A 24,344-nucleotide genomic window follows, 5' to 3' on the forward strand; every position below is an offset into this window, starting at 1 on the left:
CAGCCGAGGTTCACCAGGCGGCCCTTGGCGAGCACGATCAGGCGCTTGCCGTCGGGGAAGGTAACCTCGTCGACCTGCGGCTTGATCTCAGCCCACTTCATGTTGGCGAGGCCGCCAATCTGGATTTCGCTGTCGAAATGGCCGATGTTGCAGACGATGCTCATCGGCTTCATCGCCGCCATATGCTCGGCGGTGATGACGTCGGCATTGCCGGTCGCGGTCACGAAGATGTCCGAGCGGGTGACCGCCTCTTCCATCGTCACAACCTCGAAGCCTTCCATCGCGGCCTGGAGCGCGCAGATCGGATCAACTTCGGTGACGAGGACGCGGGCGCCGCCGTTCCGCAGCGACTGGGCCGAGCCCTTGCCGACATCGCCGAAGCCGGCGACGGTGGCCACCTTGCCGGCGAGCATGACGTCGGTGGCGCGACGGATGGCGTCGACCAGCGATTCCTTGCAGCCGTAGAGGTTGTCGAACTTCGACTTGGTGACGCTGTCGTTGACGTTGATCGCGGGGAAAGGCAGCTCGCCCTTCTTCGCGATCTCGTAGAGGCGGTGAACGCCGGTGGTGGTCTCTTCCGAGACGCCCTTGATCGCCTTAACGGTCTGCGTGAGGTAGCCGGGCTTGGCGGCGACGAACGCCTTCAGCGCACGGTGGAATTCGACTTCCTCGTCATTCTCCGGATCGGCGAGCGTGCCGCCGGCTTCCAGCTTGGCGCCGAGCAGCGCGAACATGGTCGCGTCGCCGCCGTCGTCGAGGATCATGTTGCAGGGCTCATCACCCCAATCGAAGATCTTGCCGACATAATCCCAATATTCGGCCAGCGTCTCACCCTTCACGGCGAAGACCGGGATGCCCGCTGCAGCGATGGCGGCGGCGGCATGATCCTGGGTCGAATAGATGTTGCACGAGGCCCAGCGGACTTCGGCGCCGAGATCGACGAGCGTCTCGATCAGCACGGCGGTCTGGATCGTCATGTGGAGCGAGCCGGTGATCCGCGCGCCCTTCAAGGGCTTGGATGCGCCATATTCGTCGCGCAGCGCCATCAGGCCGGGCATCTCGGTCTCGGCGATCTGGATCTCCTTACGGCCCCAGCCGGCAAGCGAGATGTCATGGACCAGATAGTCGTTGAAGCTTTCGACAGCGGCGGTGGCCACGGGGAATCTCCTAGGCAAAAGAAAAATGCCGCTCGTAAGCGGCCGTCCGTGCGCTCTAGCCAGTGACGTCGCAGGACGCAATATAAAGAAATCTTTATATGCTTGCCCCGGGGGCTCCGGCGATCAGGCGAAGAGGTCGACCACCTCCGCCTCGGGCGCCGCCCAACGCAGCAGCAAGGTGCGATGGCAGCCGCCCGGTTCGCGTTCGAAGCACAGCAAGGCGGACGGCTTTTCCTCCGCCAGCGCCAGCATCTGCGCGGCCTGGGCCATCGCTTCAGGCAGTTCGAGCTGCCCGGCATAGACGCGCTCCAGCACGTCGTGCTTGCCCTTGCGCGCCGCCTCCCGCCCCTCCGGCGAGGTGCCGAGCGCGCGCAGATGGACATAGTCGATATCCGCCTCGGCCAGACCGCGCGCGAGGATGTTCTTGGAAAAGCCGGGGCGGCGCGACAGTGGAACCGCGCGCACGTCAATCAGCCGCTCGACGCCGGCCGCCTGCAGCGCGGCGATCAGTTCGGGCTGGGTCGCCTTCTCATAGCCGATCGTGAAGATCTTCATGCAGGAGCGAACGTGACGGCCTCGATATTGTTGCCATCGGGATCGCGCACGAAGGCGGCATAATAATCCGGCCTGTAATGTGGGCGCAGTCCTGGCGCGCCATTGTCCTTGGCCCCGGCGGCGATGGCGGCGGCATGAAAGGCGTCAACCTCGGCCCGGTTGCGGGCGGTGAGCGCGACATGCGTCCCCTCCCCCACCTTCTCGTTATCGCCGACCCAGAAGAAGGGTTTGCCGTCGCTGCCGAAACCGTGGGCGGTGCCGCCGCTTTCGGTCTGGTCCGGCGTGGCGCTCATCACCAGTGTGATGCCGAGCGGCGCGAGCGCGGCCGCATAGAAAGCGCGCGACACTTCCGCATCCTGAACCGCGAAACCGACATGATCGATCATGGTCACCCCTCCTGAACAGCGTCGATAATCGAGCGACCGCATGCCCCTTGGCGATCGGACCCGCGCCATCAGGTTTAATCTTGCTTTTCTTCCCGGCAAGATCGCGGCTCGGCGCAGGGCTATCGCCGAAGGCAAAACGCAGAAAACACCAGAAACGAACTTGATGATTTTTGCGGGGAACCGCATCGCCTGATAGCCCGCTATTCGACCCTATCGCGGGTAAGATGTGCCTGCTGCCACCTATACTCGAATTGAGAAAGAGCCCGGAGACGCCATAATATCGAACAAAATATGACTCTGTATGCATCGTGCGTACATTTGTCAAGGGATTGGCTCAGGATATTGCCTGGTTATCGAACATGAATGGGCGATAGTGTGGAAAGCGGAAGGGTAGTCTACAATAGATCAAGGCTGCGCCTTGAGCGCACCTCGCGGCCACTCTGCAGCGCTACGATTTTGTGGGAACCTCTGGCGCGCGCCCTTCATGCGATCCAGCTATGGCTGGTAGAGCCGCCAGTCGTTGAACGTATGGGGATCCATACTCCCATACGCACCATAAACAGGGCGATTCAGCGCCTGCGCCAACGTCTGTGCGTTCGAAATATTACCGTAACAAGAGCTTAGTTTGAGAGGCTCGCGACTACCATCGAATCCTTCACTCATCAGGTACCTTGCAAACAATTTACCTCTCATAGGACGGAAGAACCCGATATTGCCGTTCCTGTCCTGTACAGTGGGATAGACTGTACGGCCAGCTCCATGAATATTAATCGTATCATGTTCTACATTCCCGCCGATGCCGGCAACCCGCAAGATATCACTGCGGCTTTGATAACCATTCTGCTCCCGCTCTGCAGCTGCCGGTAATTCGAACCACCGCAGCCTCTTGTTCAGCAAGGCCTCGTTAGGGTGCGTAAACGCCTTGATCTGAGCGAACTCGCCCTCCCGCATCGCGACGGGGACGACCTCGCAATCCACGGCGCCTATATATGCCCCGGACGCAAGAAACCCTCCAAACATGCCGCCTACGGCACCAAGGGACAGGCTCAGAATATTGGCCGAGCTGAAAAACGGCTGATGATAAGCAAGCGAGGTCACGCCGCCTGCGGCAGCGGCGCCGACCACGCCGCCGATCGAACCGGACACCGCCATTCCTGTCCAAGTGATAATCGACTGGGCTCTCGCATCGAGGCCTTGCAGAAGGCCATCCAGGACCTTGCCCATCACGTAGTCGCCGGCCGCTCCTCCGGCGAGCGCCCCGACTCCTCCAGCTGCTCCGCTCGCGATGTCGATGAAGGCGCGGCTCGCCGTGAACTTCGCGCCTGTTAATGCTGCAGTCGTCCCGTCGCCAGCGACTGCTCCGGCCGCCCCTGCGAACGATGTCGCAAGAGTGCCCGCCGCGACACTCTCGGCGCCCACTGCCGTGCCCACATAAGCGCTCACCAAAACAGTACCAAGCGCGCCGGCAGTAAGTGCCGTTACAAGGCCAACTCCCACGCCCGCTACAGCCGCGACAATATCCGTGGCGGATTGGCCGGTCGGATCGCGATGATCGATCGGATTGGCTGCGCCAAAAGCGTAGCGGTTGCGAGTCAGCAACGGGTCGAGAGACAGAAAACAGCGGCTATCGGGCGAATACCAGCGCGATCGCATATAGATCAGGCCGGTGACAGGATCGGTGAACTCCTGCTTGAACAGGAAGCTTTCATCCTGCGCGACACCCAGCGGCGCATTGCCATAGGGTTCATATACTTCGGCACGATGGGTATTTTCCCGAGTAAGGAGTACGGTTGAACCTCTGGCTGTATGGAGGTGCGCGGTTTCATCTCCGCCCGGATAGACCGAACGCCTCCCACCGTGACTTGAGAAGTAGGAAGTCCAGCTCGTAGCGCCACTTTCGGTATTTTGCGCGATCGCGTTCGCCGCTCCACCCCGATAGTAAAAGCGGGCATCCCCGCGCGCATCCCAGCGAGCTGCAAGCAGACCATCGGGATGATATTCGTATCGCGTGAGCATCGTGCCGTCTTCAGCATCGATACCAAGCAATCTATCACGCTCATCATACCGATATTGACGACCCGTCGCATCCCGTACGAGCCGTCCGTTACCGTCGAAAGCCACGCCTCCGCTCGGCTGATGGATCGCGTTGAACTCGAACGCACGGGTCACGCCGTCTATGGTTTCGGCAATGACGTTCTGACTGCCGTCATACCGGTAAAGGTGCGAGGTTGGCACCCCGTCAGCGGCCGCGGCGGTGACGCTCGCCAGTTGGCCCAGACCGTCATAGCTATAGTGAACCGCTCGATTGAGTATAGGATCGTCGAAGAGGTCCGAATGCGTGGAGACTTCCAGTGTCTGTCCAAGCGGATCGACACGATAATTCACGCCGAGGATAGCCTGCCTTTCGGCATTGCACGTTAGCTCGGCGGCGAGATTGCCAAATCCGTCGAAACTGAAGCTCTGGACAACTTCCTTGTCCCCTTCGGATTGCCGAACGCCGACGAATTCGCCATCGACGCTGTTGACCCTGCCATACAGATATTCGACCCTCTCGCGTGCCGTGGCACGGCGCGCGATCCGGCCGAACTGATCAAATTCCGTCGAGGTCAGGCTTCCTCCCGGCGCCTCCTCGCTTGTTATCCGGTCGAAGCGGTCGAGCGTAAATTTCTGTAGGCAGTCATGGCCATAATCGACAGAGGTGACACTGCCGCCGAGACTATAGCCATAGACGATCTTTCTCTCGCCATCCTCGATGGAGGCTATACGGCCATTGCTGAGATAGGCGTAGCGCACTGTCTCGCTGTTTGTTTCGACAGTTTCAAGAAGACCGCTGGGACGATAAGAAAAATGGAGTTGCGCACCATCATAACGTTTACGAGCTTCCAGCCGGCCGTCGGCATTATACGTGAAGCGCTCACCTTGTCCGGCCTGATTTACAACCTCCACCAAATCACCGGTCGCGTCGTAATATTTCGCCTCACTGTGATTGTTATATTCCAATCCGCCTACGTAGCGTGTCGTCCAGAGGGTCTGGAATGAATTCCCTAACAGATCATAGAGATTGACCGCTTGAGAGGTTGCCTCCCCGCCTCCGAAGCCCGCGATCTGGGTCATGGCGACCCGGCCCTCTACATCGTAGCTGGTGTCTTTACGCTGCAGCAATTCCTCCCGCCCGTCCGAATATTGAGCGTAGCGGCGGACGGACAGCGGCCGTCCAAAACCATCATAGCTGCTTTCCGAACCCAAATTATAATCGCCGTCCGGATCCGACGGGTCCGGATACTCGACAACAGACAGGGCCCTTCCCAACGAGTCATTGCGCTGGAAACGGCGCAGCGTATCATTCATGCGATAGGTCTGCGAAAAATCGGCGTCGTCATAACCAATTGCCGCGCGATTTCCCAACGGGTCCACTTTCGACGTGAGGCGGTTCAGGGCATCATATTCGTAGCGGGTCACAAGGCGGGTCTCGTCGATTGTTTCAACAACGCGGCCGAGCGCATCATATAAGGTTTCGCGCAACACGCGATCCACGTCTCCCCCGCTGCCATTCGGGGTGCCATTATCCGAAATTCGGATCAGCCGTCCGAGCGGATCGTGACATAACGCCACCTTATAACCATTCGCCGTGGTATTCGTGGCGATGTTAACGCCGTGGGCCAAATGAAAGTCGATCAGCGTAACATTGCCATCGGCGTCGACCTTTCGTGTTGTGCGGCCAAGTATGTCGTGTTGAAATACCACCTCATGCCCCGAGGCGTTGCGAACGGACACAATTGGGCTGCCCAAGATGTCGAGCGCGAATGTGGTGGTTGCGCCGCGACCGAGCGCGTCGATCGTCTCGATCGCAAGACGCCGGGCTTCCCGATCATGCCGGTAACGCTGCTCGCCTGAACTCTGCCCGATAGTTCCGGCCGGCCAAGTCGCTCCATCACTCCACCGGAGCCTCCAAGCCGTCGTTCGACCCTTCGCGTCATAATCGTAGTTCTTGGTTTTCCAGGGCTGCCATTCATCAGCCGCTCTTTCCCGGAAACTGATCGCAATTTCGGCGATATTGCGATCGTCAGCCGTTAGCACGAACAGATTCCGCTGGGCTTTGCCAGTAACCTCATCGACGGACATGCTCGCCTTCGGCATCGGGCCGCCCCACGTCGCCGTGCTATAGGAAAACTCCCGGCTGGTTTGCGGCACAAACTGCCCGCGCTTGGGATCGAAGGCGGCGGTCGCACTCGTCGTGATCATGCCCATCAGATCATAGTCGGCTGTCTCCTCGACGACATCACGGAACGATTGACTTGGCGCATCGAAAACTTGGCGGAGCGTTCGGATCGGCTTGTTGTAATTCGGTGTCTTCGCATGCGCGTCCGCAGGAGGCGGATAGTCGTAGAGGCTTTGATAGAGCGCGCGCGCAACGCCATTTTCAATGACATATTGGACTTCGCGCACCGGGTTGTGGAGGAAATTGAAATAGGTCTGAAGCGCGGACTGGCTGCTCCCTTCGCTATCAAGATCTTCGACGAGAACGTCATAGAAATAGGCGAGATCGCCGCTTGCGATCAGGCAATCATCCAGCCAGTCCATGATATAGCCCGCGCCATAGCCGGTATAGGTATAGCCGGCCGTATCAGCGGTCCCGTAGCTGTAGCGCTGCCAATCAAGCACCTTTCCTTCCGGATCCAGATGCGAGATGTCTCGCACGGCTCCGAAGATACCGGTGCTGCCATCCGATCGTCGGTAGCTAATCCCCGTATAGCCAAGCCGTGTCTCCAGCCCGGTGGGATAGGTGATCGCCGTCACAGCCACGCCACCCGGCGCAGCGGCGTATGATAATTCTATGATATACCCGAGATCATCGAGGACCGACACTACGCCCTGTGGAGAATAAGTGATGGTTCGATGCGATCCGTCAGGAAGCGTCACTTCAATGAAGAAGGGTCCGTATCCAAAGGAAACGATCTGACCATAACTGTCGGTGATCTGCTCAAGGAAATTTCCGTCGATTCCGCGATCGGCGTAGACGTAGCTGTAAGCGATATAATTTCCAAACCTGTCGGCATGTTGGACGATCTTGCCGACAGGATCAAAATAATCGACTGCTCCATCATTATACCGGAATGTCCAGAGATATTCACCCGGCTGACCATTGGGCAACGGCAGGGCTGCGCCGACATGAACAAAGAGGACCGAATGGTCGTTTACATAGCGCAAGCCCGAGCGGTAACCCTCTATATCGGACCAATAGGGATCGATGATGTTGGTGCGTCCTTGGCAGCTGAATGTCTTGCCGTTCGCGATGAAAGGCAGCCCGAACCCCCAGCCGTCCGGAAGGCCGAGCATCGCCTTAAGCCCGGGCGCGTAGTTCAGGTCCAAAGAAAGTCCAATTGCGCTGGATACCCCCTCCAGCTTGGCAAGCGAAAATCGTAAAGTCAGTGATCCAGTGTTTCGATTGACATATTCGAATGACCCGAGGGCATTATTAAAAGCCTGTGAGCCGGGATAGTCATCCTCGCTCGCCATCTTAACGGCTCCGGCTTATTTCTTTTTCGCGGTAGGTTGATAGCCGGGTTGAAAAATAAGGTAGAGTGGCCCTTGCTTGCCGTGGGGCCATTTTTGCGATGTGGAGCTGCATAAAGCGTTCGAACTGCAAAGCTGCGTGCCAGCCGAGTAGCTCGACATCGAGGCATTGTTGGTGTTGCTCCCTCGGCTCATCGAGATATCGCTGGAGCCACTATAACCGTTTTGGACAGGTGGGCTGCCGGTAGTGCTCGAATAGCCGAGCACCCAATGCGACTTCTGGGTGGCGCAGGTGCCACCGTTCGTGCTGCTGCCCTTTTCCTCGACATAGCCGGCAGAGGTACAGCTCATTCCAGCCGAACTTGTCGTCAAGACAGCGTTATTCCCCTTGTCATTCATGCATTTGGTCCGTCCAACTGAGAAGTTGAACGTGAGCGTCTTAGCTTGCGCTGTCGGCAGAAAGACGCAAGCCTGGATGTTTGCGCCGGCGCCCGCCCGTGCCATCGAAGGTAGTGCCGTGACGGCGACCATCAAACCCATCATCGAAAGAATCCGCATGATTATCTCCAAATATATTATCTAAAATGGAGGAAATTTCTATTTTTCAAAATTCAACGCGAAAGACTCGATGATACGAATATTGTACTTCAATTTCTTCGGTGGCAATAGCGAAGCATTAGCCAAAGAAAAGAGGTCGGTAGCCGCTGATCTTGTTGGCGATTTCTGATCCCGTTGGAGCGGGCTGTTCCTGAACGGCAGCCATTTCCGCGAAGCAGATGAAGCACAACAGTTGGACGAAGGCTGCCGCCTATCCCGTGATGTCCACGGCCCTTATGGCGTCGTCGAACAGCGTGAAGCGATAGGTGAAGCGCAGCGGGCTGCCTTTGAAGTCGCCATGCGCCGGCCCCTCGACCACCACCTGATCCCCCTCCTCCCGCACGGCGTCCGGCGTGAAGATCGCCCTCACGGGGATTACGGCCTCTTCGAGCAGGCTGCGGAGCTCGGCCTGCCCCTCGAAGCGCCTCCCGTTATCGGTAAGGACGGCGTCATCCGTGAAGGGCTTCAACATGCCATCCACGTCGAGCCGGGCATTGGCGGCGACATAATCGGCAATGGGTTTTGGCAGGGTGATCGACATGGCTGGGCTCCTTGACGGGACAAGGTTGACCTAGCGATAGCAGTCGCTTGCGATAATTGGGGCGAAGCAGCACGCGGCGTTGCGGAAAGCGGGACGATGTCAAAGCATGGGCTGATCGAATTCGATGCCGTCCTCGCCATTGCGAGACGCGGGTCGTTCCGCGCGGCAGCGCTGGAACTCGGACTGTCGACGACCGCGCTCAGCAATCTGATCGGCAAGCTGGAGCGCCAGCTGGGCGTGCGTCTGTTCAATCGCACGACCCGCAGCGTTTCGCTGACCGATGCCGGATTGACGTTTGTCGATCAGGTGGGCCCCGCCCTCACCACCCTCCACGATGCGATGACGGCGGCCCGATCCCAGCAGGAGACCCCGTCCGGAACGATCCGGATCAACGCGTTTCCGACGGGGGCGCGCGAAATCCTCGGTCCGCTCCTGCTCAAATTCTTGCGGCTTTATCCAGGTGTGCATATCGATCTGGTCACCGAAGGTCGGATCGTGGACATCGTTGCCGAGGGCTTCGATCTTGGCCTGAGACGTGCCGACCTCGTGCCGAGCGACATGATCGCCATTCGCGTAGGCCCGCCCCGCAGCTTTGCCGTGGTGGCATCACCCGCTTATTTCGAGTCGCACGGTACACCGCGCGTGCCACCGGATCTGCTGCAGCACGCCTGCCTGCGGATAAGACTGCCCAACGGGGCGCTGCACCGATGGCGGTTCGAGAAAGACGGCGAGCCCGTCCAGATCGACGTTCAGGGTCCCATCACGCTGGACGAAGCGAGCCTTTCGCGCATCGCCGTCCTGGAGCATGTCGGCATCGGCTATTTCATGGAATCCGACGTCCGCGAGGATATAGAGGCCGGACGTCTTGTCCGGGTGCTGGAAGACTGGACGCCGCCGCTAGACGCCTTGTGCCTGTATTATCCGAGCAGGCGCAATTCCTCCGCAGCCTTCAAAGCGCTGATCGAGATGGCGCGGCATCACGTGGATGATGGATCATGGCTTCATGCGGCGGATGGGTGAACAGCTCAGCGATCCCGTTGAGACTTTGTGAAGGAGGGTATCACGCCTCGAAAAGCTCGATAATCTCTCCATTCGGGCCCATTACGTGCGCGGCGCGAACCTCGAACGACCGCGTGAAGGGCGGCCGCGCCTTGAGCTTGATCGTCGTCGGCCCGTCCCAGACGCCACCGCACCCGTCATGCAAAGGGTGAGGCTTCGCGCCGTTGGCCAGCGCGCGAGCATAGGCTTCGTCGAGGTTGGAGACGCGCAGGCCCATGTGGTTGAAGCTCGACGCGAGGTCATCGGGACGTTGCGCATTCTTCGGCGCCGGGATCAGCTCCAGGATCTGCCCGTCGCCCATATCGAGCTGCGCACCCTGCAGCGGGTTACGGAAGAAGGTTTGGTCTCCCTCCATGGCCTCGACGCCGTCCCATCGGAAGAGGAGGCGGAAGCCGAACGCACGTTCGTAGAATTGGATCGTTCGATCGAGGTCGAAGGCGCGCACGTTGATATGGTGCAGACCCGAGCCATGCAGCAGGTGGATCGGCTTCTCGGACAGAGCGACGGTCTTTGGAGACAAAGGCGCACTGCCGCGCGAGGTCGGCTGCTGCGATAGAGCGGGGCTATTGGCGGCGAGGGTGAGGCTGAAGCCGGTGACCGCCCCCGCCAGCAAGCGTCCACACAGGCTCATGTCTTTCCTCCAACTATCGCCATGGCAGCCATCATCGAAGCCTCTGCTTCTGCAGTATCGCGCGCGCCGCCGGTTATGATGCCTTCTCCGACCCCTCCTTCGCGCAACGCGCGGGAATGGTTACGCGGCATCGAAAAATACGTGCGGGTGCCTCGACGGCGTTGTGCTGCCCCTCATCACCGAGCCGAATGCCGGGCAATCGCGTCTTCGCAGGGACACGGCGGCATGGTTGCGGCCTCCGAAAAGGCCCGCGCAAAAGACGCCAGAAACGGCTCAGATGTCTCTTGTCGCCATCCCGGAACTCCCATGTCCGGGGATCACCGCCTACAAGAACGGGCTGCCGAGGGCCTCGCGGAGCGCATCCGTTAGCAGGCGCAGCCGCGCTGAGGGTTGGGCAAGCGCGCGCAGCAACCAGATGCCGACGGGTCGGCTGCGCCAGGGCTCGTCGCCGAAGCCGAGTTGGACCAATTCGCCCGAGCTTACATCGGCGCCTACCACCCAATCGGCCAACAAGGCGATGCCGATGCCGGCGCGGGCGGCAAGACGCATCGCTTCGAAATCATCGCAACGGAACACCGTGCCTTCCTTGCCGAGCGCCTGCGCGACCGGCGCGCCCAGCAGATCGGCCCAATTCAGGAGGTCGGCGCCGTGCAGCTTGTCGATCAGGCGATGGCACGCAAGATCGGCCTTCGCCTCGGGGCGGCCGGCCCGCGCCAGATAGGCCGGGCTTGCGACGAGCAGTCGGCGCTGATCGGAGAGCTTGGTCGCGATCAGCGTGGTGTCCGCAAGGTCACCGATCCGGATCACCGCGTCCAGCCGTTCGAGCACCGGATCGGCGAGGCGCTCGGTCAGATCGAGTTCGACCCGGAGGTGGGGATGCTCGGCCATGATCCGCTCGAGCACCGGGATGACGTGGCGTTTCCCGAATGTGGGGAAGCAGGCGATCCGGATTACACCCGCCACCGCGCCATCGAAGGCCGCGACTTCGGCATGGGTATCGGCGAGTTGGTCCAGCAAAGGCTGGGCCCGCTCGTAAAGGCGCTCGCCGGCGTCGGTCATTGCCAGCGCGCGGGTGGAACGGACCAGCAGCGGCACGCCCAGCGAATGTTCGAGCGCGTCGATCTGGCGCACGATCGCGGACGGAGTCTGCCCCCGCCGCCGCCCCGCGCCCGAAAAGCTGCCGTGGCGGACCACGTCGACGAAGACGGCCAGATGCTCCGCGAAACGAGGATCTTTCATCGGTTTGGCCCCCATCTTTGCGAAACCGGCAAAGCCGTTTGCACATCTCCATGCGTTATCATCGCTGCCTGGTCGAGGCATTCCAGGGGCGTGGCGGATCGTCCGGATCCGCATCGCCCATGGAGACATCATCGTGAAAGTGCTCGACCAGATCCTGTCGCAATCGGCCTATTCGCACGAGATCGACGTGCCGCTTGCGTCGATCGACATCGCCGATTGGCTCTTCACCCTGCCCGAAGCCGAATATCAGCGCTGCTGCGTGCCCGATCATATTGCGGCCGGCAACACCATGACGGACGATGGCCGGCGCATGTCGATCAATGTGGAAATGATCGGCACCGGCCTGGTCGTTCAGCATTATGTCGCCGAAGAATCGCGCCCCGATTATGTGCGCATGAACTCGATCAGCGACGTGTTCACCGCCAATGGCCGGACCCAGGTCAATGTGCTGTGGGAGCTGATCGCCAAGGACGCCGGCAACGGCCGGACGCGCTACACCAATCGCGTCACCGCCCGCCCGACCGACATGTTCCTCGATTTCCTCAAAGAACATGGCATCGCGTTCGAAGACGCGGCGGCGGCGCGGCAGGCTGCGGGCAGCGATCACAACCGCCGCGAAACACCCATGTTCGCCGAAAGCATCGCCCGTCGCGCCCTCGCCCGCCCGGCTGCCGGGACGGCGAAATGAGGGCGATCGTCCAGGATCGCTTCGGCCCTGCCGAGGTCCTGCGCCTGGCCGAGCAGCCGTTGCCCGAAATCCGCCCGACCGACCTGCTGGTGCGGGTTCGGGCGGTGGGCGTAAACCGCGCCGACATTCTGCAGCGTGAGGGGGCGTATGCCGGCCAGCATTTCGGCGAGAGTGCGCTGCTGGGGCTGGAACTGGCTGGAGAGGTGGTCGCGATAGGGGCGGCCGTGACCGACATCATGTTGGGCGATCGCGTCATGGCCATCGTCGGCGGTGGCGCCTATGCCGAATATGCGCGGGTCGACCGGGCGATGGCGATCAAACTGCCGGACGGGCTTTCCTTGGTCGCGGCGGCGGGCGTGATGGAGTCCTTCGTCACCGCGCTCGAGGCGGTCCATCATCTGGCGGATGTACGCGCCGGCCAGAGCGTGCTGGTCCATGCGGCGGCGGGCGGGATCGGATCGGCCTGCGTTCAGGTGGCGGCGGCGCTGGGCGCCCAGGTGCTGGCGACCGCCGGCGCCGCGCGGCTCGGCGATGTCCAAGCGATCGGCGCGCACCAGCTGTTCGACTATCGCGCCGACGACTGGGAAGCAGGCGTGAAGACCGCCACCGCTGGTGCGGGCGTCGATGCCGTGATCGATTTCGTCGGGGGTGCCTATCTGGCGCCCAATCTACGCAGCCTCAAGCCGGGCGGGACATTGGTGCAGGTCGGCATCCTGAGCGGCGCCGCAGAGGCCACGATCCCGCTGAACTTGCTGCTGCACAATCACCTGCGCCTGCAGGGCACCGTGATGAAATCGCGCGACCCTGCGGAAAAACGGGCCATGATCGAACGCTTCGCGGCTTTGGCCCTGCCCCTGTTTGCGGCAGGCCAGCTGAAGCCGCTTATCCATGCCACGCATCCGCTGGAAGAGGCCGCAGAAGCGCATCGTCTGATGGAAGCGGGTGGCGGCTTCGGCAAGATCGTCCTGACGGTCGACTGAAACCGCCGCGCCAATGCCCAGGGCGAGACCGCCGGCGAACATTCGGTATCCTGCAGCTGCGCCATCACGAACGTCGCGAGGCGCCGTTAGCGGCCGTGCGCCTCCTCCATAGTCAGCCAGTCCTGCCGTTCCCGAGCCGACGCGCATCGGCCAGAATATACGCGTCTTCCAGGCCCCGCACCCGGCAGCCTTCAAGCGTTCGTTCAGGCATGATCGAATCCTTGGTCAGAGGTGGCCGAAATAGGAATTGAGATGGTGCAGTGGACGCCATCCGGGCCGAGTTCATAGCTGGTCTTCGCGCTCAACTGGTACGGCAAGGCCTTTTCGATCAACTCGCGGCCCTGACCGGCGCCGCGCGACTGCGCCTTGGAGGAGGCCATATCCACACCGTTCTCCCGCCAGTCGATGCTGAGGCGGGGTTGGCGGGCGCCTTCCTCGGGTATCAGACGCCATGTCACCGCCAGCTGCCCGTTTGCTTGCCCCAGCGCGCCGTATTTGACCGCGTTCGTCGCCAGTTCGTGCAGCGCCATCGCCAAGGTTTGCACGGTGGAAGAGCGCAGCCGCACCCCCTTTGGCCCGTGCAGCCGAACGCGATCGGCCGGGCTGCCCATGGCCGCAAGCTCCGTTTCGATGAGCTCGTCGAAGGTGACGCGATCATGATCATTCAGCCGAGACAACAGGCCCTGAGCGCGTGACAGCGCTTCCAGCCGGTTGCGGAAACGATCGCGAAAGTCAGGCAAGTCGGCACTCGCGCGAGCGGTCTTGTCGGCCATCGAGCGCACCACACCCATGAGGTTGCGCGTGCGATGCTGAAGCTCGGCCACGAGCACCCGCTGTCGTTCCTGCAGCTCACGAAGATCATGAACGTCGGTAGAGGTGCCGAGCCCCTCCACGATCGCACCCTTGTCGTTGCGCAAGGGCATCGCGCGCGTCTGGAACCAGCGATACGATCCCGCGCCATGCGCGCAGATGCGATAATCGATTTCAAGAGCTTCAGCATCGGTCGCGTGCGCCCACGCTTCACGCGCGGCCGCGCGGTCGTCTGGATGCAGCTGCTCCAGCCAGCCCCATCCCCGGCTATCCTCCTCGCGCTGGCCGGTGAGCTCGGTCCATTGGGGGCTTGCCCAGGTCCATTGGCCCGGCTCGCTGGCCCGCCACACCAGCTGCGGCACGCCTTCGATCAAGGCGCGTTGCCGCTCCTCGCTCCCGCGCAGGGCACTTTGGCTCCGCCACTGCTCGATCAGATCCGCCGCCTGGCGTGCGAGCAAGCCGAGGAAGCGCAGCTCCCGCTCGTTCGGGCGGTGCCGTGCTTGGCGCCAGTGGGCATTGAGCATTCCGAGCGGCGTGCCGGTGCGCGACATCAGCGGATAGGCCACGGCCGATTGGATGCCCTCCCCCGCGAGCAGTTGACAGCCGAGGTCCGCAACCTCCTCCGAAAAGTCGGCGAAGGCGCACTCACCGGTCTTCAGAGCGACCCCGCAGGCGGTCCGGCTGCTCGCATCGACACGGTGGAAGTAGTCGGTGATCGTGCGAGAGAAGTGCCGGCTGGCAATCAGCTTCAGCGACTTGGTGGCCGGATCGTAGATCTGGACGGTTCCGGCGTCCGCGCGCGCGATCGCGAGCGTGGCAGACAGGATCTCGTCGTAAATCGACTGCAGGCTTTCCTCCGGCACCAGCCGTTCCGACAGGCTGCGAAGCCGTTCTGCGCTGGCGAGATCCGAGGCGAGCGCCTGCTCGCTCTCGCGTAGCGCGCGTTCGCCGTCCTTGCGTTCGGTGATGTCCTCGAAAATGCACGCAACGTATCGGCTTTGCGGCGCGCCTACCTTGGAGAGCTGGAAATCGAACCAGCGGCCATGCGGTTTGGCATAATGCTCGGCGCGTAACGGCTCGCCGGTCAGCGCTACGCGCGCATAGACGTCGTACCAATATTGCTCATAATCCGGATCGATCTCGCGCATCCGCTGGCCGGTAAAATCACGCCCGGCTATCCGTATCGCGGCCGAATTCGCCTGGAGGAAGCGAATGTCGCTTGTCGTGCCATCGTCGTCGAACAGGACCTCGCCGAGCAGATACCCCTCATCCATGGACTCGAACAACGTGCGATAGCGATCTTCGCTCTCGCGCAGCGCAGCCTCCGCCTGCCTGCGCGCCTCGATGTCGATGTTCATCCCGGCCCATTTTTCGATGCGCCCCTCCGCATCGAGCACCGGCGCCGCGCGAAAGTTGGTCCAGCGCCACCCGCCGTCCGGGGCCCTGAGACGAAACTCGGCATTGACGAGGCTGCTGTGCGCGACCGCCGCGCGCCACTGTCGTTCCGCATAGGCACGGTCGTCGGGATGGATGGCATTCAGCCACCCATAGCCAAGCCACTCGTCCAGCGTCTGGCCGGTATAGGCTCTCCAGCTGGGGCTGTCGGCCACGACCAGGCCGTCAGCATCGGTTTCCCAGACCGCCTGCGCCCAGCTTTCGACCAGCAGACGGTGCCGCTCCTCGCTGGATCTCAGGCGCTCCCGCACCTCTGTGCGCTCCTTGAGCAAGTGGAGGCGATCAATGACAGGGCCGAGGATGTTGGCGTAGGTGCGCAGGAACTGGATATGGTCGTCACCGAAGCGGCGCGGTTCGGTGGCGTCGACCTGGAGAACGCCATAGGGGCGCTTTCCCGGAACGAAGATCGGCACGTTGACCAGCGCCACCACGCCCGCCTTCTTCATGAAATCAGGAATATCGAACCGTTCCTCTGCGGCGATATCCTGCGAGATGACCGGCTCTGCCGCCTTGTTGGCGTAGGTTTCGGACGATCGTTCGCTCATCGGGAGGCGCACGGTGCCCACCACATCCGGCGCCCAGCCGACCCCCGCCCGGACGAACAATTCCTGCCGCCCTTCCTGGATCTCCAGAACCTTGGCGCGACCGGTGCCCAATGCCTCGCCCACCAGGCGGCACGCTTCCGTGAGCACTTCGTCCAGGTCTTCCGAGCGGATCGCCAAATCGCCGAAATCGGCCAGGACCTGCTGTCGCCGCATCAATTCGGCATGATCAAGCATGGCCGACCTCCTGCTCTCCGGCGGTGATGCGCTGCATCTCCTTGCCGGCAGAATAGCATTACGCGCCGGGACAGGTTTAGGTGCGTTCGATAGATGAACGTTCCATGGCGGCGCAGCGCCTGAAACCTGGAACGTCTGCCCTTAAAGCGGATCGGTCAAGAGTTGGATCTGAGCAGGCGGCAGAGATGCCGTGCAGGTGCGACAGGCGGCTGATGCAGAGTTCGCGATCGGCCTGATAGCGATGCATCGACGGGTGCGGGAGAGACGCTACGCATCAGCGGCGAGCTCACGATCGCCAACCACCCCGACGGGGGTCTGGTGGCGTCATTAAGGCTGGCAGATTAGCTTCGGCCCTTCCGGCCGTCTCAAACCTTCTTCTGTGCGTGCGCCTCTGCTGCGATGGCGAGGCGAGTTCGGCACGTCCGGCGACGCCTTCGGACCAGCCGTGACGGACAGAGGTCGTCATTCCGCCGTCTATCACGAGGTTGTGGCCGTTCATGAAACGCGCGGCGTCGCTGGCGAGGAAAAGCGCCGCATCGGCGACATCGGATGGCATCCCGGCGTGCGGCAGAGGCTGAAGGGTTGCGAGCTTCCGCTTAACCAATTCCGTGATGCGATCGGCGGAGGACGCATCAATGCCGGCGCTCTTCGCGAGGATGCCGGTAACGATCCCGCCCGGCGAGATGCAGTTCACCCGCACGTTTCCCCCAATTCGGCCGCAGCGGAGCGGGTGAGCTGGATGATCGCGCCTTTCGAGGCATTGGTAGCTGTGTGCGGTAAACCCGCCCATCATCCCGCCAACGCTGGCCATGTTGATGATGCTGCCCCCACCCTGCCGGATCATGATCGGGGCGACATGTTTGATGCCGAGGAAGACGCCGCAGGTTGACGGCCATAACATCATCGAAATCGGCCGTGTCCATGCCGGAAATGGGCGTGATGGCGGCCGACCGCCCGGCATTGTTCACGAGGCAGTCGATCCTGCCGTATTTTCCCAAGACAGCAGCCATCAGGGCGCGAATATCGTCTTCGACGGCGACGTCCGTCCGCACGAAATCGACATCGAGCCGCTTGGCCAGACTTTCCCCCTCGTCACGACGGCGCGCCGCGATGACCACCCTGGCCTGCTGTTCGGCGAAACGCTCGACAATGCCTTTCCCGACGCCGCTCGTCCCGCCGGTGACAATGATTACCTTGCCGGCAATTTTCGTCACGATACGCTACCTTAGGATGAGAAGCGGGCAGGCTAGCGTCGAACGGGGCGGGTAGAAACGACCGTTGGATGTCACCTGTTATCGATGACGCGCTCCACCCCAGCCCACCGGAGCAAGGCTGACCCAGACGTCCGGCGCGACTGCGCTGTTGACATCAAATCTGCATTCTGCAATTTCTGTTTTTACAGAAATTACGGATTTCAAATGTCCCTGATCGACCATCCCGATGCGAAAGCCTTCATCCTCCATTGGGGGGAGATGGGGTCCCAATGGGGGGTTAATCGATCGGTCGGGCAGATCCACGCCTTGCTGTATCTGTCGGACCGCGCCTTGCACGCCGAAGACATCGTCGACCAGCTCGGATTGGCCCGATCCAACGTGTCGACCGCGCTGAAGGAATTGCAATCCTATGGCCTGGTGCGGCGGGTGCATGTGGAGGGCGACCGGCGCGATCATTTCACGGCGGAAACGGACCCCTGGGAAATGCTGATGCGGATCAGCGCCGAGCGCAAACGGCGCGAGATCGATCCGACGATTGCCCTGCTGGCCGAGCTTTCGGCGCGGCTGGCGGCGGACAAGAGCGCGCCTCCCCACGTGCGCGAGCGCATCACGCGCATGCACGAATTCATCTCCACCCTGGCCAATTGGTATGAGCAGGTGCGCGTCCTGCCCAAGGGCACGCTGGTGTCGCTGATGAAGCTGGGCGGCAAGGTCGCCCGCTTCGTGCTCCCCCGGCGCAAGCAGGACTGACCAACAGGCCCGGCTAGCCAACTGCCCGCTCCATCTCTGTGCAGCTTAATCTTTCTGTAATGACTGAAATGTCCGATCAAGGAGAAGCATCATGGTTGAAGTCGCCTATCTGCTGTATCTGGCGATCAGCATCGGTGTGATGATCTGGGTCGCCCGCACCCTCTCGCACAACGGAATTGTCTTTCTGACGCAATGTTTCGGGCAGGATGACGCGCTTGCGCGATCGACCAATCACCTGCTGGTGATCGGCTTCTATCTGATCAATATCGGCTTCATCACGCTGACGCTGAGCCTGGGCGCCGAACCACACACGTGGGCCGACGCGATCCGCTTCCTGAGCGGCAAGGTGGGGCTCGTCATCGTCGTGCTGGGTGCGATGCACTTCTTCAACATGGGCTCGATCGCGCATTTCGGGCGCAAGGTGAATGGCTGGCTGCAGGACCGGCGCGCGCTGGAGGCCTGACCATGACCTGGCGGTCGCCCCGCGCGGCCGCCGTTTCCCGGAGGATGCGGTGCGACCGTTACGCTTTCCGATCGGCGGGATCGTTGCCGCCGCGATGCTGGCCGGACCGATCTTCCTGCTGTGGATAGCCGCGATGCTCTATTACGGCCAGCTGCCCAACGCCGTGCCCGTCTCGTTCGATTGGAACGACGTCAGCGGGTTGGCTTTGCTAGGGCTGCTCGCGGCCCTGGTCGGCTTTGTGCTGGCCATAGTCCCTGTCTTGTTGGGCAGCGCGGTGATGGTCTGGGCCGGCACGCGCCTCCCCGCCCTGCGCGCCGGCCCAGCATGGACCACCGCCGGCGCGGCCGCGCCCTTGGCGCTTGGGCTGGCCCTGGCATGGCCGGACGCGCTGACCTTGGCGCTGACGGCAACAGGCGCCACCTGCGCCGCCATCTGCCGGCGCGGCGCCCGCGCCCGACGCTAGGACTGAGCGAGCTTCTTCGCGGCCTGGAGGAGTTCGACCGGCATCATCGTGATGATGGTGGAATTATGCTCGCCGCCGATATCGGCCAGGGTTTGCAGGCGGCGCAGTTCCAGCGCGCCTTCGGTGCCGCCGATGACGGCGGCGGCTTCGGCCAGCTTCTGCGCGGCTTCCTGTTCGCCTTCGGCCTTGATGATGCGGGCGCGTTTCTCCCGCACCGCCTCTGCCTCACGGCCGATCGCGCGCTGCATCTGTTCGGGGATGTCGAGATCCTTCATCTCGATCGAATCGACCACGACACCCCAATGATCGCAGGCGCGGGCGAGCATATCCTGCAGGCGCTGGTTGATGAGCAGACGTTCCTTCAGCATCTGATCGAGATCGCTCTGGCCGATCGCGTCGCGCATCGCGGTTTCGGCGGCCTGGACCACGGCGGCCTGCCAATGCTGCACGGTTGTGACGACCTGGGTCGCATCCTTGGCGCGGAACCAGAGAACGGCATTGACCTTCACCGGCACGCCGTCGCGCGTCACCGTCTCCTGCGTTTCCAGGACGCTGGTGATGGTGCGCAGATCGACGCGAACGACCCGGTCGATCCAGGGGATGAGCCAGTACCAGCCCGGTCCCTTGGGCTCGCCCAGCCGGCCGAGGCGGAACAGGACGGCACGTTCATATTCCTGGTTCACGCCGAAGGATTTGAAGATGGTGGGGAGCAGGATCACCAGCAGCGGGATCAACACGGCTAATCCAGTGGTCATCATCATCAGATGTCTCCAGCCGGTTCACGGACCGGCCGAAACATTCTAGGCGCATGGCCGATGACACACCAGATTCACATAGTTGGCGGCGGGCTCGCCGGATCGGAGGCCGCGTGGCAGCTGGCCGAGGCAGGTTTCACGGTTCGCCTGTCCGAAATGCGGGGGATTGAAGCGACGCCGGCCCATCATACGGACGCGCTGGCGGAGCTCGTCTGTTCCAACAGTTTCCGATCGGACGATGCCAATCATAACGCCGTCGGCCTGCTCCATGCCGAGATGCGCGCGCTGGGATCGCTGATCCTGGCCGAAGCGGACGCGCATCGCGTGCCGGCGGGATCGGCGCTCGCGGTGGATCGGGACGGCTTTGCGCAAGGGGTCACGGCGGCGATCGCGGCGCATCCCAACATCACGCTGGTGCGCGAGCGGGTCGACACGCTGCCGCAGGGCCCTGCGATCATCGCGACGGGACCCCTGACCGGCGCGGCGCTGGCGGAGGCGGTGCGCAGCGAGACGGGCGAGGATGCGCTGGCCTTCTTCGATGCGATCGCACCGATCGTGCACCGCGATTCGATCGATATGGACATTGCCTGGTTCCAGTCACGTTGGAACAAGGGCGATGGGCACGATTACATCAACTGCCCGATGAACAAGGACGAATATCTGGCCTTCCACACGGCATTGATGGAGGGCGAGAAAGGCGAGTTCCGCGAATGGGAGCGCGACACGCCCTATTTCGAAGGCTGCATGCCGATCGAGGTGATGGCGGCGCGCGGGGTCGATACGCTGCGCTATGGACCGATGAAGCCGGTGGGCCTGGACGATCCGCGCACGGGACGCTGGCCCTATGCGGTCGTCCAGCTGCGGCAGGACAATGCGCTCGGCACGCTATGGAATATCGTCGGCTTCCAGACGAAGCTGAAACATGCCGAACAGGTGCGCGTCTTCCGCACCATTCCCGGTTTGCAGAATGCGGAGTTTGCGCGGCTGGGCGGGCTCCACCGCAACACGTTCATCCAGAGCCCCAAGCTGCTCGATGGCAGCCTGCGCCTGAAATCGCGCCCCAATGTGCGCTTCGCCGGGCAGATCACCGGCTGTGAAGGCTATGTCGAAAGTGCGGCGATCGGGCTGCTGGCCGGGCGGTTCGCCGCCGCCGAACTGGGCGGCACGGCCCTGCCCAGCCCGCCGCGGGAAACCGCGTTGGGGGCGCTGCTGGGGCATATTACCGGCGGGGCGGAGGTGGAGACCTATCAGCCGATGAACGTGAACTTCGGGCTGTTCCCGCCGCTCGAGGTCAAATCGAAGAAGGCGGATCGCAAGGGGTTGATGGCGGCGCGCGCCCGCGAAGCCCTCCAGCAGTGGCAGGCGGTGGCCCATGGCTGATCCGGCATCCGCGCGCCGCCGCGTACTGCATGTCGGCTGCGGTTCGGCGACGATCGCCAAGATGCCGGAGGGATTTCAGGACGGCAGCTGGGAAGAGGTGCGCTTCGATATCAACCCGGGCGTGCGCCCGGACATCGTCGGTACGATCACGGACATGAGCGCCGTGGCGGACGACAGTGTCGATGCGGTCTATTCCTCGCACAATATCGAGCACGTCTTCCCGCACGAGGTGGATGGCGTGCTGGCGGAGTTCCGGCGGGTGATCAAGGCCGACGGATTCGTGGTGGTGACCTGCCCCGACCTGGAAGTGGTGGCGCGCCACATCGCCGAGGGGCGGCTGGAAGATCCGCTCTATGTGTCGCCGGCGGGACCAATCTCCCCACTGGATATCCTGTATGGCCATATCGCAGCGATCCGCCGGGGCGAGGTCTATATGGCGCATCGCACCGGCTTTACCGCGAAGACCTTGGCGCAGCATGGCCGACAGGCCGGCTTTCCCGCACTGGGCGTGCGCCGCCGGCCAAACCAGTTCGATCTGTGGATGATCGCGACGAAGGTCGACGCATCGACCGATTATCTCACCGAGTTGTTGGCGACCTTCGCCAAGACCTGATCAGGGCAGCAGGAAGACGTCGCCAGCGCGGATCGAGAGGATCTGCCCATCGGCCTGACGCAGCAGCAGCGCGCCGTCCCGATCCAGCCCTTCGAACAGCCCTTCGGCATCGTGCGTCTTGAGCGCGCTGCCGATCGGGTGCGCGTGCTGCAGCCAGCGGGCGCGGACCGGGGCCAGCCCCTCCCCCCGCCAGCGGCCGAGCCAGCGAGCAAAGGCGTCCGCCAGATCCCGCACGAAGGTGGCCGGATCGGGCGCCGCCCCGGCCAGCGCGGCGATGCAGGTGGTCGGCCGGGCCAAATCAACCGGATGATGGGCAAGATTGACCCCGAAGCCGATGACAACCGCGTCCTCGGTCCGCTCCAGCAGGATGCCGGCGAGCTTCGCCGGGCCCGCCATCAGATCGTTGGGCCATTTCAGCTGGAGGCGGCCCGGCGCGTAAGCGGAGGCCACCTCTTCCAGCGCGACCGCGGCGACGAGCGCCAGCGTCGGCGGCTCCGGATCGCCCGGATGCAGCCGCACGATCGTGCTGGTGTAGAGATTACCGGAGGGCGACGACCAGTCCCGCCCGACCCGGCCACGACCGCGCGTCTGCCGTTCGGCCCGCAGCCAGAGGCCCTCGAGAGCCCCGTCGCGGGCCGCCATCAACAGATCGGCGTTGGTCGATCCGGTCTCCTCGACCGTACGGATCGTCGGGATCAGAACAGCGCCCTGGCCGCCGCCATCGTCGTCGCCGTCAGGAACGGCAGCGCGAGGTAGCCCAAGGGCGAAATCGCGACCGCGCTGATCGCGATCAGGCCGCCTTCGACGCCGCGGTCGCGCGCGGCGAAGGCCGGGGCCGGCTCATCGAAATACATCGTCTTGACGATCTTGAGGTAGTAATAAGCCCCGATCACCGATGCGGCGATGCCGAACGCAGCGAGCGGCCACCAGCCGATATTCACCAGCGCCTGGAACACGACCACCTTCGGCCAGAAGCCGAGCAACGGTGGGATACCGGCCAGGCTGAACATGAAGATCGCCATCGCCGCCGCCAGCCAAGGCCGCGTGCGCGACAGACCCGACAAGGAGGCGATGCTCTCGACCGGATTTCCGTCCGCATCGCGCATCTGCAGCACGCACAGGAAGCTGCCGAGCGTCATGACGATGTAGACCGCCATATAGAACAGGACCGAGGCTGCACCGGCCTGATCCCCCGGCACGAGGCCGAGGACCGCAAAGCCGACATTGTTGATCGACGCATAGGCCAGCAGCCGCTTGATATTGGTCTGCATGATCGCGCCGAGCGCGCCCCATACGATCGAGGCGATACCGACGACCGAGACGATCTGGCGCCACGCGTCGGTGGCCGGACCCAGAGCTTCGATCGCAACCCGCACGAGCAACGCCACTGCCGCCACCTTCGGCGCCGAGGCGAAGAAGGCGGTGACCGGCGTGGGCGCGCCTTCGTACACGTCCGGCGTCCACATGTGGAACGGGACGATCGACGCCTTGAAGAACAGGCCCGAGAGGATGAAGATCATGCCCATCAGCCGGCCGACCTGCACGTCCTGCGGCGCACCGGCGGTGAGGATCTGCGCGATCCCGTCAAATTCGGTGGTGCCGGTGAAGCCGTACAGCAAGGCGATGCCATAGAGCAGGATGCCGCTGGCGAGCGCGCCCAGGATGAAATATTTCAACCCAGCCTCGGCCGACCTTTGGTCCTGCCGCATGAAGCTTGCCAGCACATAAGCGGCAAGGCTCTGCAGCTCAAGACCGACATAAAGGGTGAGAAGATCGGTGGCCGAGACCATCATCCCCATGCCGGCCGACGAAAGCAGGATCAGCACGGGATATTCCGCGCGCAGCGGGCCACCGCGTTCGAACCAGTTGGGCGCGATCAGGATGGCGATCGCGGCGCCGATATAGATCAGCACCTTGGAGAATGCCCCAAAGGCATCCGCCCGGTAGAGGCCGCCAAAGGTAACGCCGGCATGGCCCGCCGGGCCGACCAGCGAGAGACCGGCGAGTATGAGCAGGATGACCGACGCCCAGCTGATGGCGCGCGTTGCGCCGTCGCCGCGCCAGGCCGAGGCGAGCAGCAGAAGCATCGCGCCAACCGAGAGGATCAGTTCCGGCAGGGTCGCCAGCAGATAGGAAGCGGACATCAATGCGCCTCCGCCGGAGCAGCCGCCGGAACCGGGCGCGTGCCCTTGGTCAGCTTGGAATCACCCCCGTGCCAAACGGGATCGACCCGCGCCAGCACCACGCCCACGTCCTTGCGCATCGGCGCCATGAAACTCTCCGGATAGACGCCCATCCACAACACGACGAGCGCG

At 62.7% G+C, this 24,344-nt stretch carries 21 protein-coding genes and 1 pseudogene; 9 read left to right on the top strand and 13 right to left on the bottom strand.

Annotated elements, in window-relative coordinates:
- The 3 genes from ACOJSI_RS00005 to ACOJSI_RS00015 all read right to left on the bottom strand — a co-directional run.
- On the bottom strand, positions 1-1,157 hold a 1,157-nt coding region (locus ACOJSI_RS00005; RefSeq protein ID WP_420136195.1), incomplete at its 3' end, for an adenosylhomocysteinase.
- 123 nt (positions 1,158-1,280) lie between these two features.
- On the bottom strand, positions 1,281-1,712 hold the full coding sequence (locus ACOJSI_RS00010) for a DUF488 family protein (protein ID WP_420136196.1): 432 nt from the start codon (positions 1,710-1,712) through the stop codon (positions 1,281-1,283).
- Positions 1,709-2,098 carry a VOC family protein gene (locus tag ACOJSI_RS00015; RefSeq protein ID WP_420136197.1) on the bottom strand — a complete coding sequence of 130 codons (390 nt, stop codon included), beginning with the start codon at positions 2,096-2,098 and terminating at the stop codon, positions 1,709-1,711. Before ACOJSI_RS00015 ends, ACOJSI_RS00010 begins: the two co-directional genes overlap by 4 nt.
- A gap of 40 nt (positions 2,099-2,138) precedes the next feature.
- On the opposite strand from ACOJSI_RS00015, the gene ACOJSI_RS00020 reads away from it, so the two are divergent.
- Positions 2,139-2,291 carry a hypothetical protein gene (locus ACOJSI_RS00020; protein ID WP_420136198.1) on the top strand — a complete coding sequence of 51 codons (153 nt, stop codon included), beginning with the start codon at positions 2,139-2,141 and terminating at the stop codon, positions 2,289-2,291.
- A gap of 302 nt (positions 2,292-2,593) precedes the next feature.
- Here the strand turns inward: ACOJSI_RS00020 and ACOJSI_RS00025 are convergent, their stop codons facing one another.
- From ACOJSI_RS00025 to ACOJSI_RS00035, 3 genes are all read right to left on the bottom strand, one after another.
- Positions 2,594-7,615, bottom strand: a complete 5,022-nt coding sequence (locus tag ACOJSI_RS00025; protein WP_420136199.1) for an RHS repeat domain-containing protein — start codon at positions 7,613-7,615, stop codon at positions 2,594-2,596.
- Between the two features lie 15 nt (positions 7,616-7,630).
- Positions 7,631-8,170, bottom strand: coding sequence for a hypothetical protein (locus tag ACOJSI_RS00030; protein ID WP_420136200.1), 540 nt, complete (start codon positions 8,168-8,170; stop codon positions 7,631-7,633).
- A 250-nt stretch (positions 8,171-8,420) separates the two neighbouring features.
- Positions 8,421-8,750 (bottom strand): nuclear transport factor 2 family protein, encoded by a 330-nt coding sequence (locus ACOJSI_RS00035; protein ID WP_420136201.1) that lies wholly within the window; start codon positions 8,748-8,750, stop codon positions 8,421-8,423.
- Positions 8,751-8,846: 96 nt separating this feature from the next.
- Between ACOJSI_RS00035 and ACOJSI_RS00040 the strand changes: the two genes are divergently transcribed.
- Positions 8,847-9,770, top strand: coding sequence for a LysR substrate-binding domain-containing protein (locus ACOJSI_RS00040; RefSeq protein WP_420136202.1), 924 nt, complete (start codon positions 8,847-8,849; stop codon positions 9,768-9,770).
- Between the two features lie 40 nt (positions 9,771-9,810).
- Here ACOJSI_RS00040 and ACOJSI_RS00045 read toward each other — a convergent pair whose 3' ends face one another.
- Together ACOJSI_RS00045 and ACOJSI_RS00050 are read right to left on the bottom strand one after the other, a co-directional pair.
- Positions 9,811-10,440 (bottom strand): VOC family protein, encoded by a 630-nt coding sequence (locus ACOJSI_RS00045; protein WP_420136203.1) that lies wholly within the window; start codon positions 10,438-10,440, stop codon positions 9,811-9,813.
- Positions 10,441-10,764: 324 nt separating this feature from the next.
- On the bottom strand, positions 10,765-11,679 hold the full coding sequence (locus tag ACOJSI_RS00050; RefSeq protein WP_420136204.1) for a LysR family transcriptional regulator: 915 nt from the start codon (positions 11,677-11,679) through the stop codon (positions 10,765-10,767).
- A gap of 133 nt (positions 11,680-11,812) precedes the next feature.
- Between ACOJSI_RS00050 and ACOJSI_RS00055 the strand changes: the two genes are divergently transcribed.
- Both ACOJSI_RS00055 and ACOJSI_RS00060 read left to right on the top strand, forming a co-directional pair.
- Positions 11,813-12,367 carry a hypothetical protein gene (locus ACOJSI_RS00055; RefSeq protein ID WP_420136205.1) on the top strand — a complete coding sequence of 185 codons (555 nt, stop codon included), beginning with the start codon at positions 11,813-11,815 and terminating at the stop codon, positions 12,365-12,367.
- Positions 12,364-13,347 (top strand): NAD(P)H-quinone oxidoreductase, encoded by a 984-nt coding sequence (locus ACOJSI_RS00060; RefSeq protein WP_420136206.1) that lies wholly within the window; start codon positions 12,364-12,366, stop codon positions 13,345-13,347. The genes ACOJSI_RS00055 and ACOJSI_RS00060 overlap by 4 nt, the downstream gene beginning before the upstream one ends.
- 203 nt (positions 13,348-13,550) lie before the next feature.
- On the opposite strand, the gene ACOJSI_RS00065 is transcribed toward ACOJSI_RS00060, so the two are convergent.
- Positions 13,551-16,391 (bottom strand): PAS domain S-box protein, encoded by a 2,841-nt coding sequence (locus ACOJSI_RS00065; protein ID WP_420136207.1) that lies wholly within the window; start codon positions 16,389-16,391, stop codon positions 13,551-13,553.
- A gap of 286 nt (positions 16,392-16,677) precedes the next feature.
- A pseudogene (locus tag ACOJSI_RS00070) lies at positions 16,678-17,605 on the bottom strand (SDR family NAD(P)-dependent oxidoreductase).
- A gap of 204 nt (positions 17,606-17,809) precedes the next feature.
- Here ACOJSI_RS00070 and ACOJSI_RS00075 point away from each other — a divergent pair.
- The 3 genes from ACOJSI_RS00075 to ACOJSI_RS00085 all read left to right on the top strand — a co-directional run bounded on the left by ACOJSI_RS00075 (position 17,810) and on the right by ACOJSI_RS00085 (position 19,281).
- A complete protein-coding gene (locus tag ACOJSI_RS00075) occupies positions 17,810-18,355 on the top strand; it encodes a GbsR/MarR family transcriptional regulator (protein ID WP_420136208.1) in 546 nt (181 codons plus the stop codon).
- A gap of 91 nt (positions 18,356-18,446) precedes the next feature.
- Complete coding sequence (locus ACOJSI_RS00080; protein ID WP_420136209.1) at positions 18,447-18,818, top strand: hypothetical protein; 372 nt, start codon at positions 18,447-18,449, stop codon at positions 18,816-18,818.
- The gene (locus ACOJSI_RS00085; RefSeq protein WP_420136210.1) at positions 18,781-19,281 is read left to right on the top strand and encodes a hypothetical protein; all 501 of its coding nucleotides are present in this window, start codon (positions 18,781-18,783) and stop codon (positions 19,279-19,281) included. Before ACOJSI_RS00080 ends, ACOJSI_RS00085 begins: the two co-directional genes overlap by 38 nt.
- Here the strand turns inward: ACOJSI_RS00085 and ACOJSI_RS00090 are convergent.
- Positions 19,278-20,042 (bottom strand): SPFH domain-containing protein, encoded by a 765-nt coding sequence (locus tag ACOJSI_RS00090; protein WP_420136211.1) that lies wholly within the window; start codon positions 20,040-20,042, stop codon positions 19,278-19,280. The genes ACOJSI_RS00085 and ACOJSI_RS00090 overlap by 4 nt on opposite strands.
- A 54-nt stretch (positions 20,043-20,096) precedes the next feature.
- Here ACOJSI_RS00090 and trmFO point away from each other — a divergent pair, with 54 nt between their 5' ends.
- Together trmFO and ACOJSI_RS00100 are read left to right on the top strand one after the other, a co-directional pair.
- Positions 20,097-21,416, top strand: coding sequence for a methylenetetrahydrofolate--tRNA-(uracil(54)-C(5))-methyltransferase (FADH(2)-oxidizing) TrmFO (gene trmFO / locus ACOJSI_RS00095; protein ID WP_420136212.1), 1,320 nt, complete (start codon positions 20,097-20,099; stop codon positions 21,414-21,416).
- On the top strand, positions 21,409-22,029 hold the full coding sequence (locus ACOJSI_RS00100; protein ID WP_420136213.1) for a class I SAM-dependent methyltransferase: 621 nt from the start codon (positions 21,409-21,411) through the stop codon (positions 22,027-22,029). The genes trmFO and ACOJSI_RS00100 overlap by 8 nt, the downstream gene beginning before the upstream one ends.
- Here the strand turns inward: ACOJSI_RS00100 and ACOJSI_RS00105 are convergent, their stop codons facing one another.
- Both ACOJSI_RS00105 and nuoN read right to left on the bottom strand, forming a co-directional pair.
- Positions 22,030-22,716: a biotin--[acetyl-CoA-carboxylase] ligase gene (locus tag ACOJSI_RS00105; RefSeq protein ID WP_420136215.1), complete on the bottom strand. Its 687-nt coding sequence runs from the start codon at positions 22,714-22,716 to the stop codon at positions 22,030-22,032. It abuts the gene before it with no gap.
- 8 nt (positions 22,717-22,724) lie between these two features.
- Entirely contained in the window at positions 22,725-24,173 is a 1,449-nt protein-coding gene (gene nuoN, locus ACOJSI_RS00110) for an NADH-quinone oxidoreductase subunit NuoN (RefSeq protein WP_420136214.1), read from the bottom strand.
- Positions 24,174-24,344 lie beyond the last annotated feature (171 nt).

Source organism: Sphingomonas sp. (genome assembly GCF_048595155.1).
GTDB lineage: Bacteria > Pseudomonadota > Alphaproteobacteria > Sphingomonadales > Sphingomonadaceae > Sphingomonas_I.

Bases quoted from the DNA above. Each gene is read 5' to 3' on its own strand.
- ACOJSI_RS00010 (WP_420136196.1), bottom strand. From the start codon at position 1,712: ATGAAGATCTTCACGATCGGCTATGAGAAGGCGACCCAGCCCGAACTG.
- ACOJSI_RS00015 (WP_420136197.1), bottom strand. From the start codon at position 2,098: ATGATCGATCATGTCGGTTTCGCGGTTCAGGATGCGGAAGTGTCGCGC.
- ACOJSI_RS00020 (WP_420136198.1), top strand. From the start codon at position 2,139: ATGCCCCTTGGCGATCGGACCCGCGCCATCAGGTTTAATCTTGCTTTT.
- ACOJSI_RS00025 (WP_420136199.1), bottom strand. From the start codon at position 7,615: ATGGCGAGCGAGGATGACTATCCCGGCTCACAGGCTTTTAATAATGCC.
- ACOJSI_RS00030 (WP_420136200.1), bottom strand. From the start codon at position 8,170: ATGCGGATTCTTTCGATGATGGGTTTGATGGTCGCCGTCACGGCACTA.
- ACOJSI_RS00035 (WP_420136201.1), bottom strand. From the start codon at position 8,750: ATGTCGATCACCCTGCCAAAACCCATTGCCGATTATGTCGCCGCCAAT.
- ACOJSI_RS00040 (WP_420136202.1), top strand. From the start codon at position 8,847: ATGTCAAAGCATGGGCTGATCGAATTCGATGCCGTCCTCGCCATTGCG.
- ACOJSI_RS00045 (WP_420136203.1), bottom strand. From the start codon at position 10,440: ATGAGCCTGTGTGGACGCTTGCTGGCGGGGGCGGTCACCGGCTTCAGC.
- ACOJSI_RS00050 (WP_420136204.1), bottom strand. From the start codon at position 11,679: ATGAAAGATCCTCGTTTCGCGGAGCATCTGGCCGTCTTCGTCGACGTG.
- ACOJSI_RS00060 (WP_420136206.1), top strand. From the start codon at position 12,364: ATGAGGGCGATCGTCCAGGATCGCTTCGGCCCTGCCGAGGTCCTGCGC.
- ACOJSI_RS00065 (WP_420136207.1), bottom strand. From the start codon at position 16,391: ATGCTTGATCATGCCGAATTGATGCGGCGACAGCAGGTCCTGGCCGAT.
- ACOJSI_RS00075 (WP_420136208.1), top strand. From the start codon at position 17,810: ATGTCCCTGATCGACCATCCCGATGCGAAAGCCTTCATCCTCCATTGG.
- ACOJSI_RS00080 (WP_420136209.1), top strand. From the start codon at position 18,447: ATGGTTGAAGTCGCCTATCTGCTGTATCTGGCGATCAGCATCGGTGTG.
- ACOJSI_RS00085 (WP_420136210.1), top strand. From the start codon at position 18,781: ATGGCTGGCTGCAGGACCGGCGCGCGCTGGAGGCCTGACCATGACCTG.
- ACOJSI_RS00090 (WP_420136211.1), bottom strand. From the start codon at position 20,042: ATGATGATGACCACTGGATTAGCCGTGTTGATCCCGCTGCTGGTGATC.
- trmFO (WP_420136212.1), top strand. From the start codon at position 20,097: ATGACACACCAGATTCACATAGTTGGCGGCGGGCTCGCCGGATCGGAG.
- ACOJSI_RS00100 (WP_420136213.1), top strand. From the start codon at position 21,409: ATGGCTGATCCGGCATCCGCGCGCCGCCGCGTACTGCATGTCGGCTGC.
- nuoN (WP_420136214.1), bottom strand. From the start codon at position 24,173: ATGTCCGCTTCCTATCTGCTGGCGACCCTGCCGGAACTGATCCTCTCG.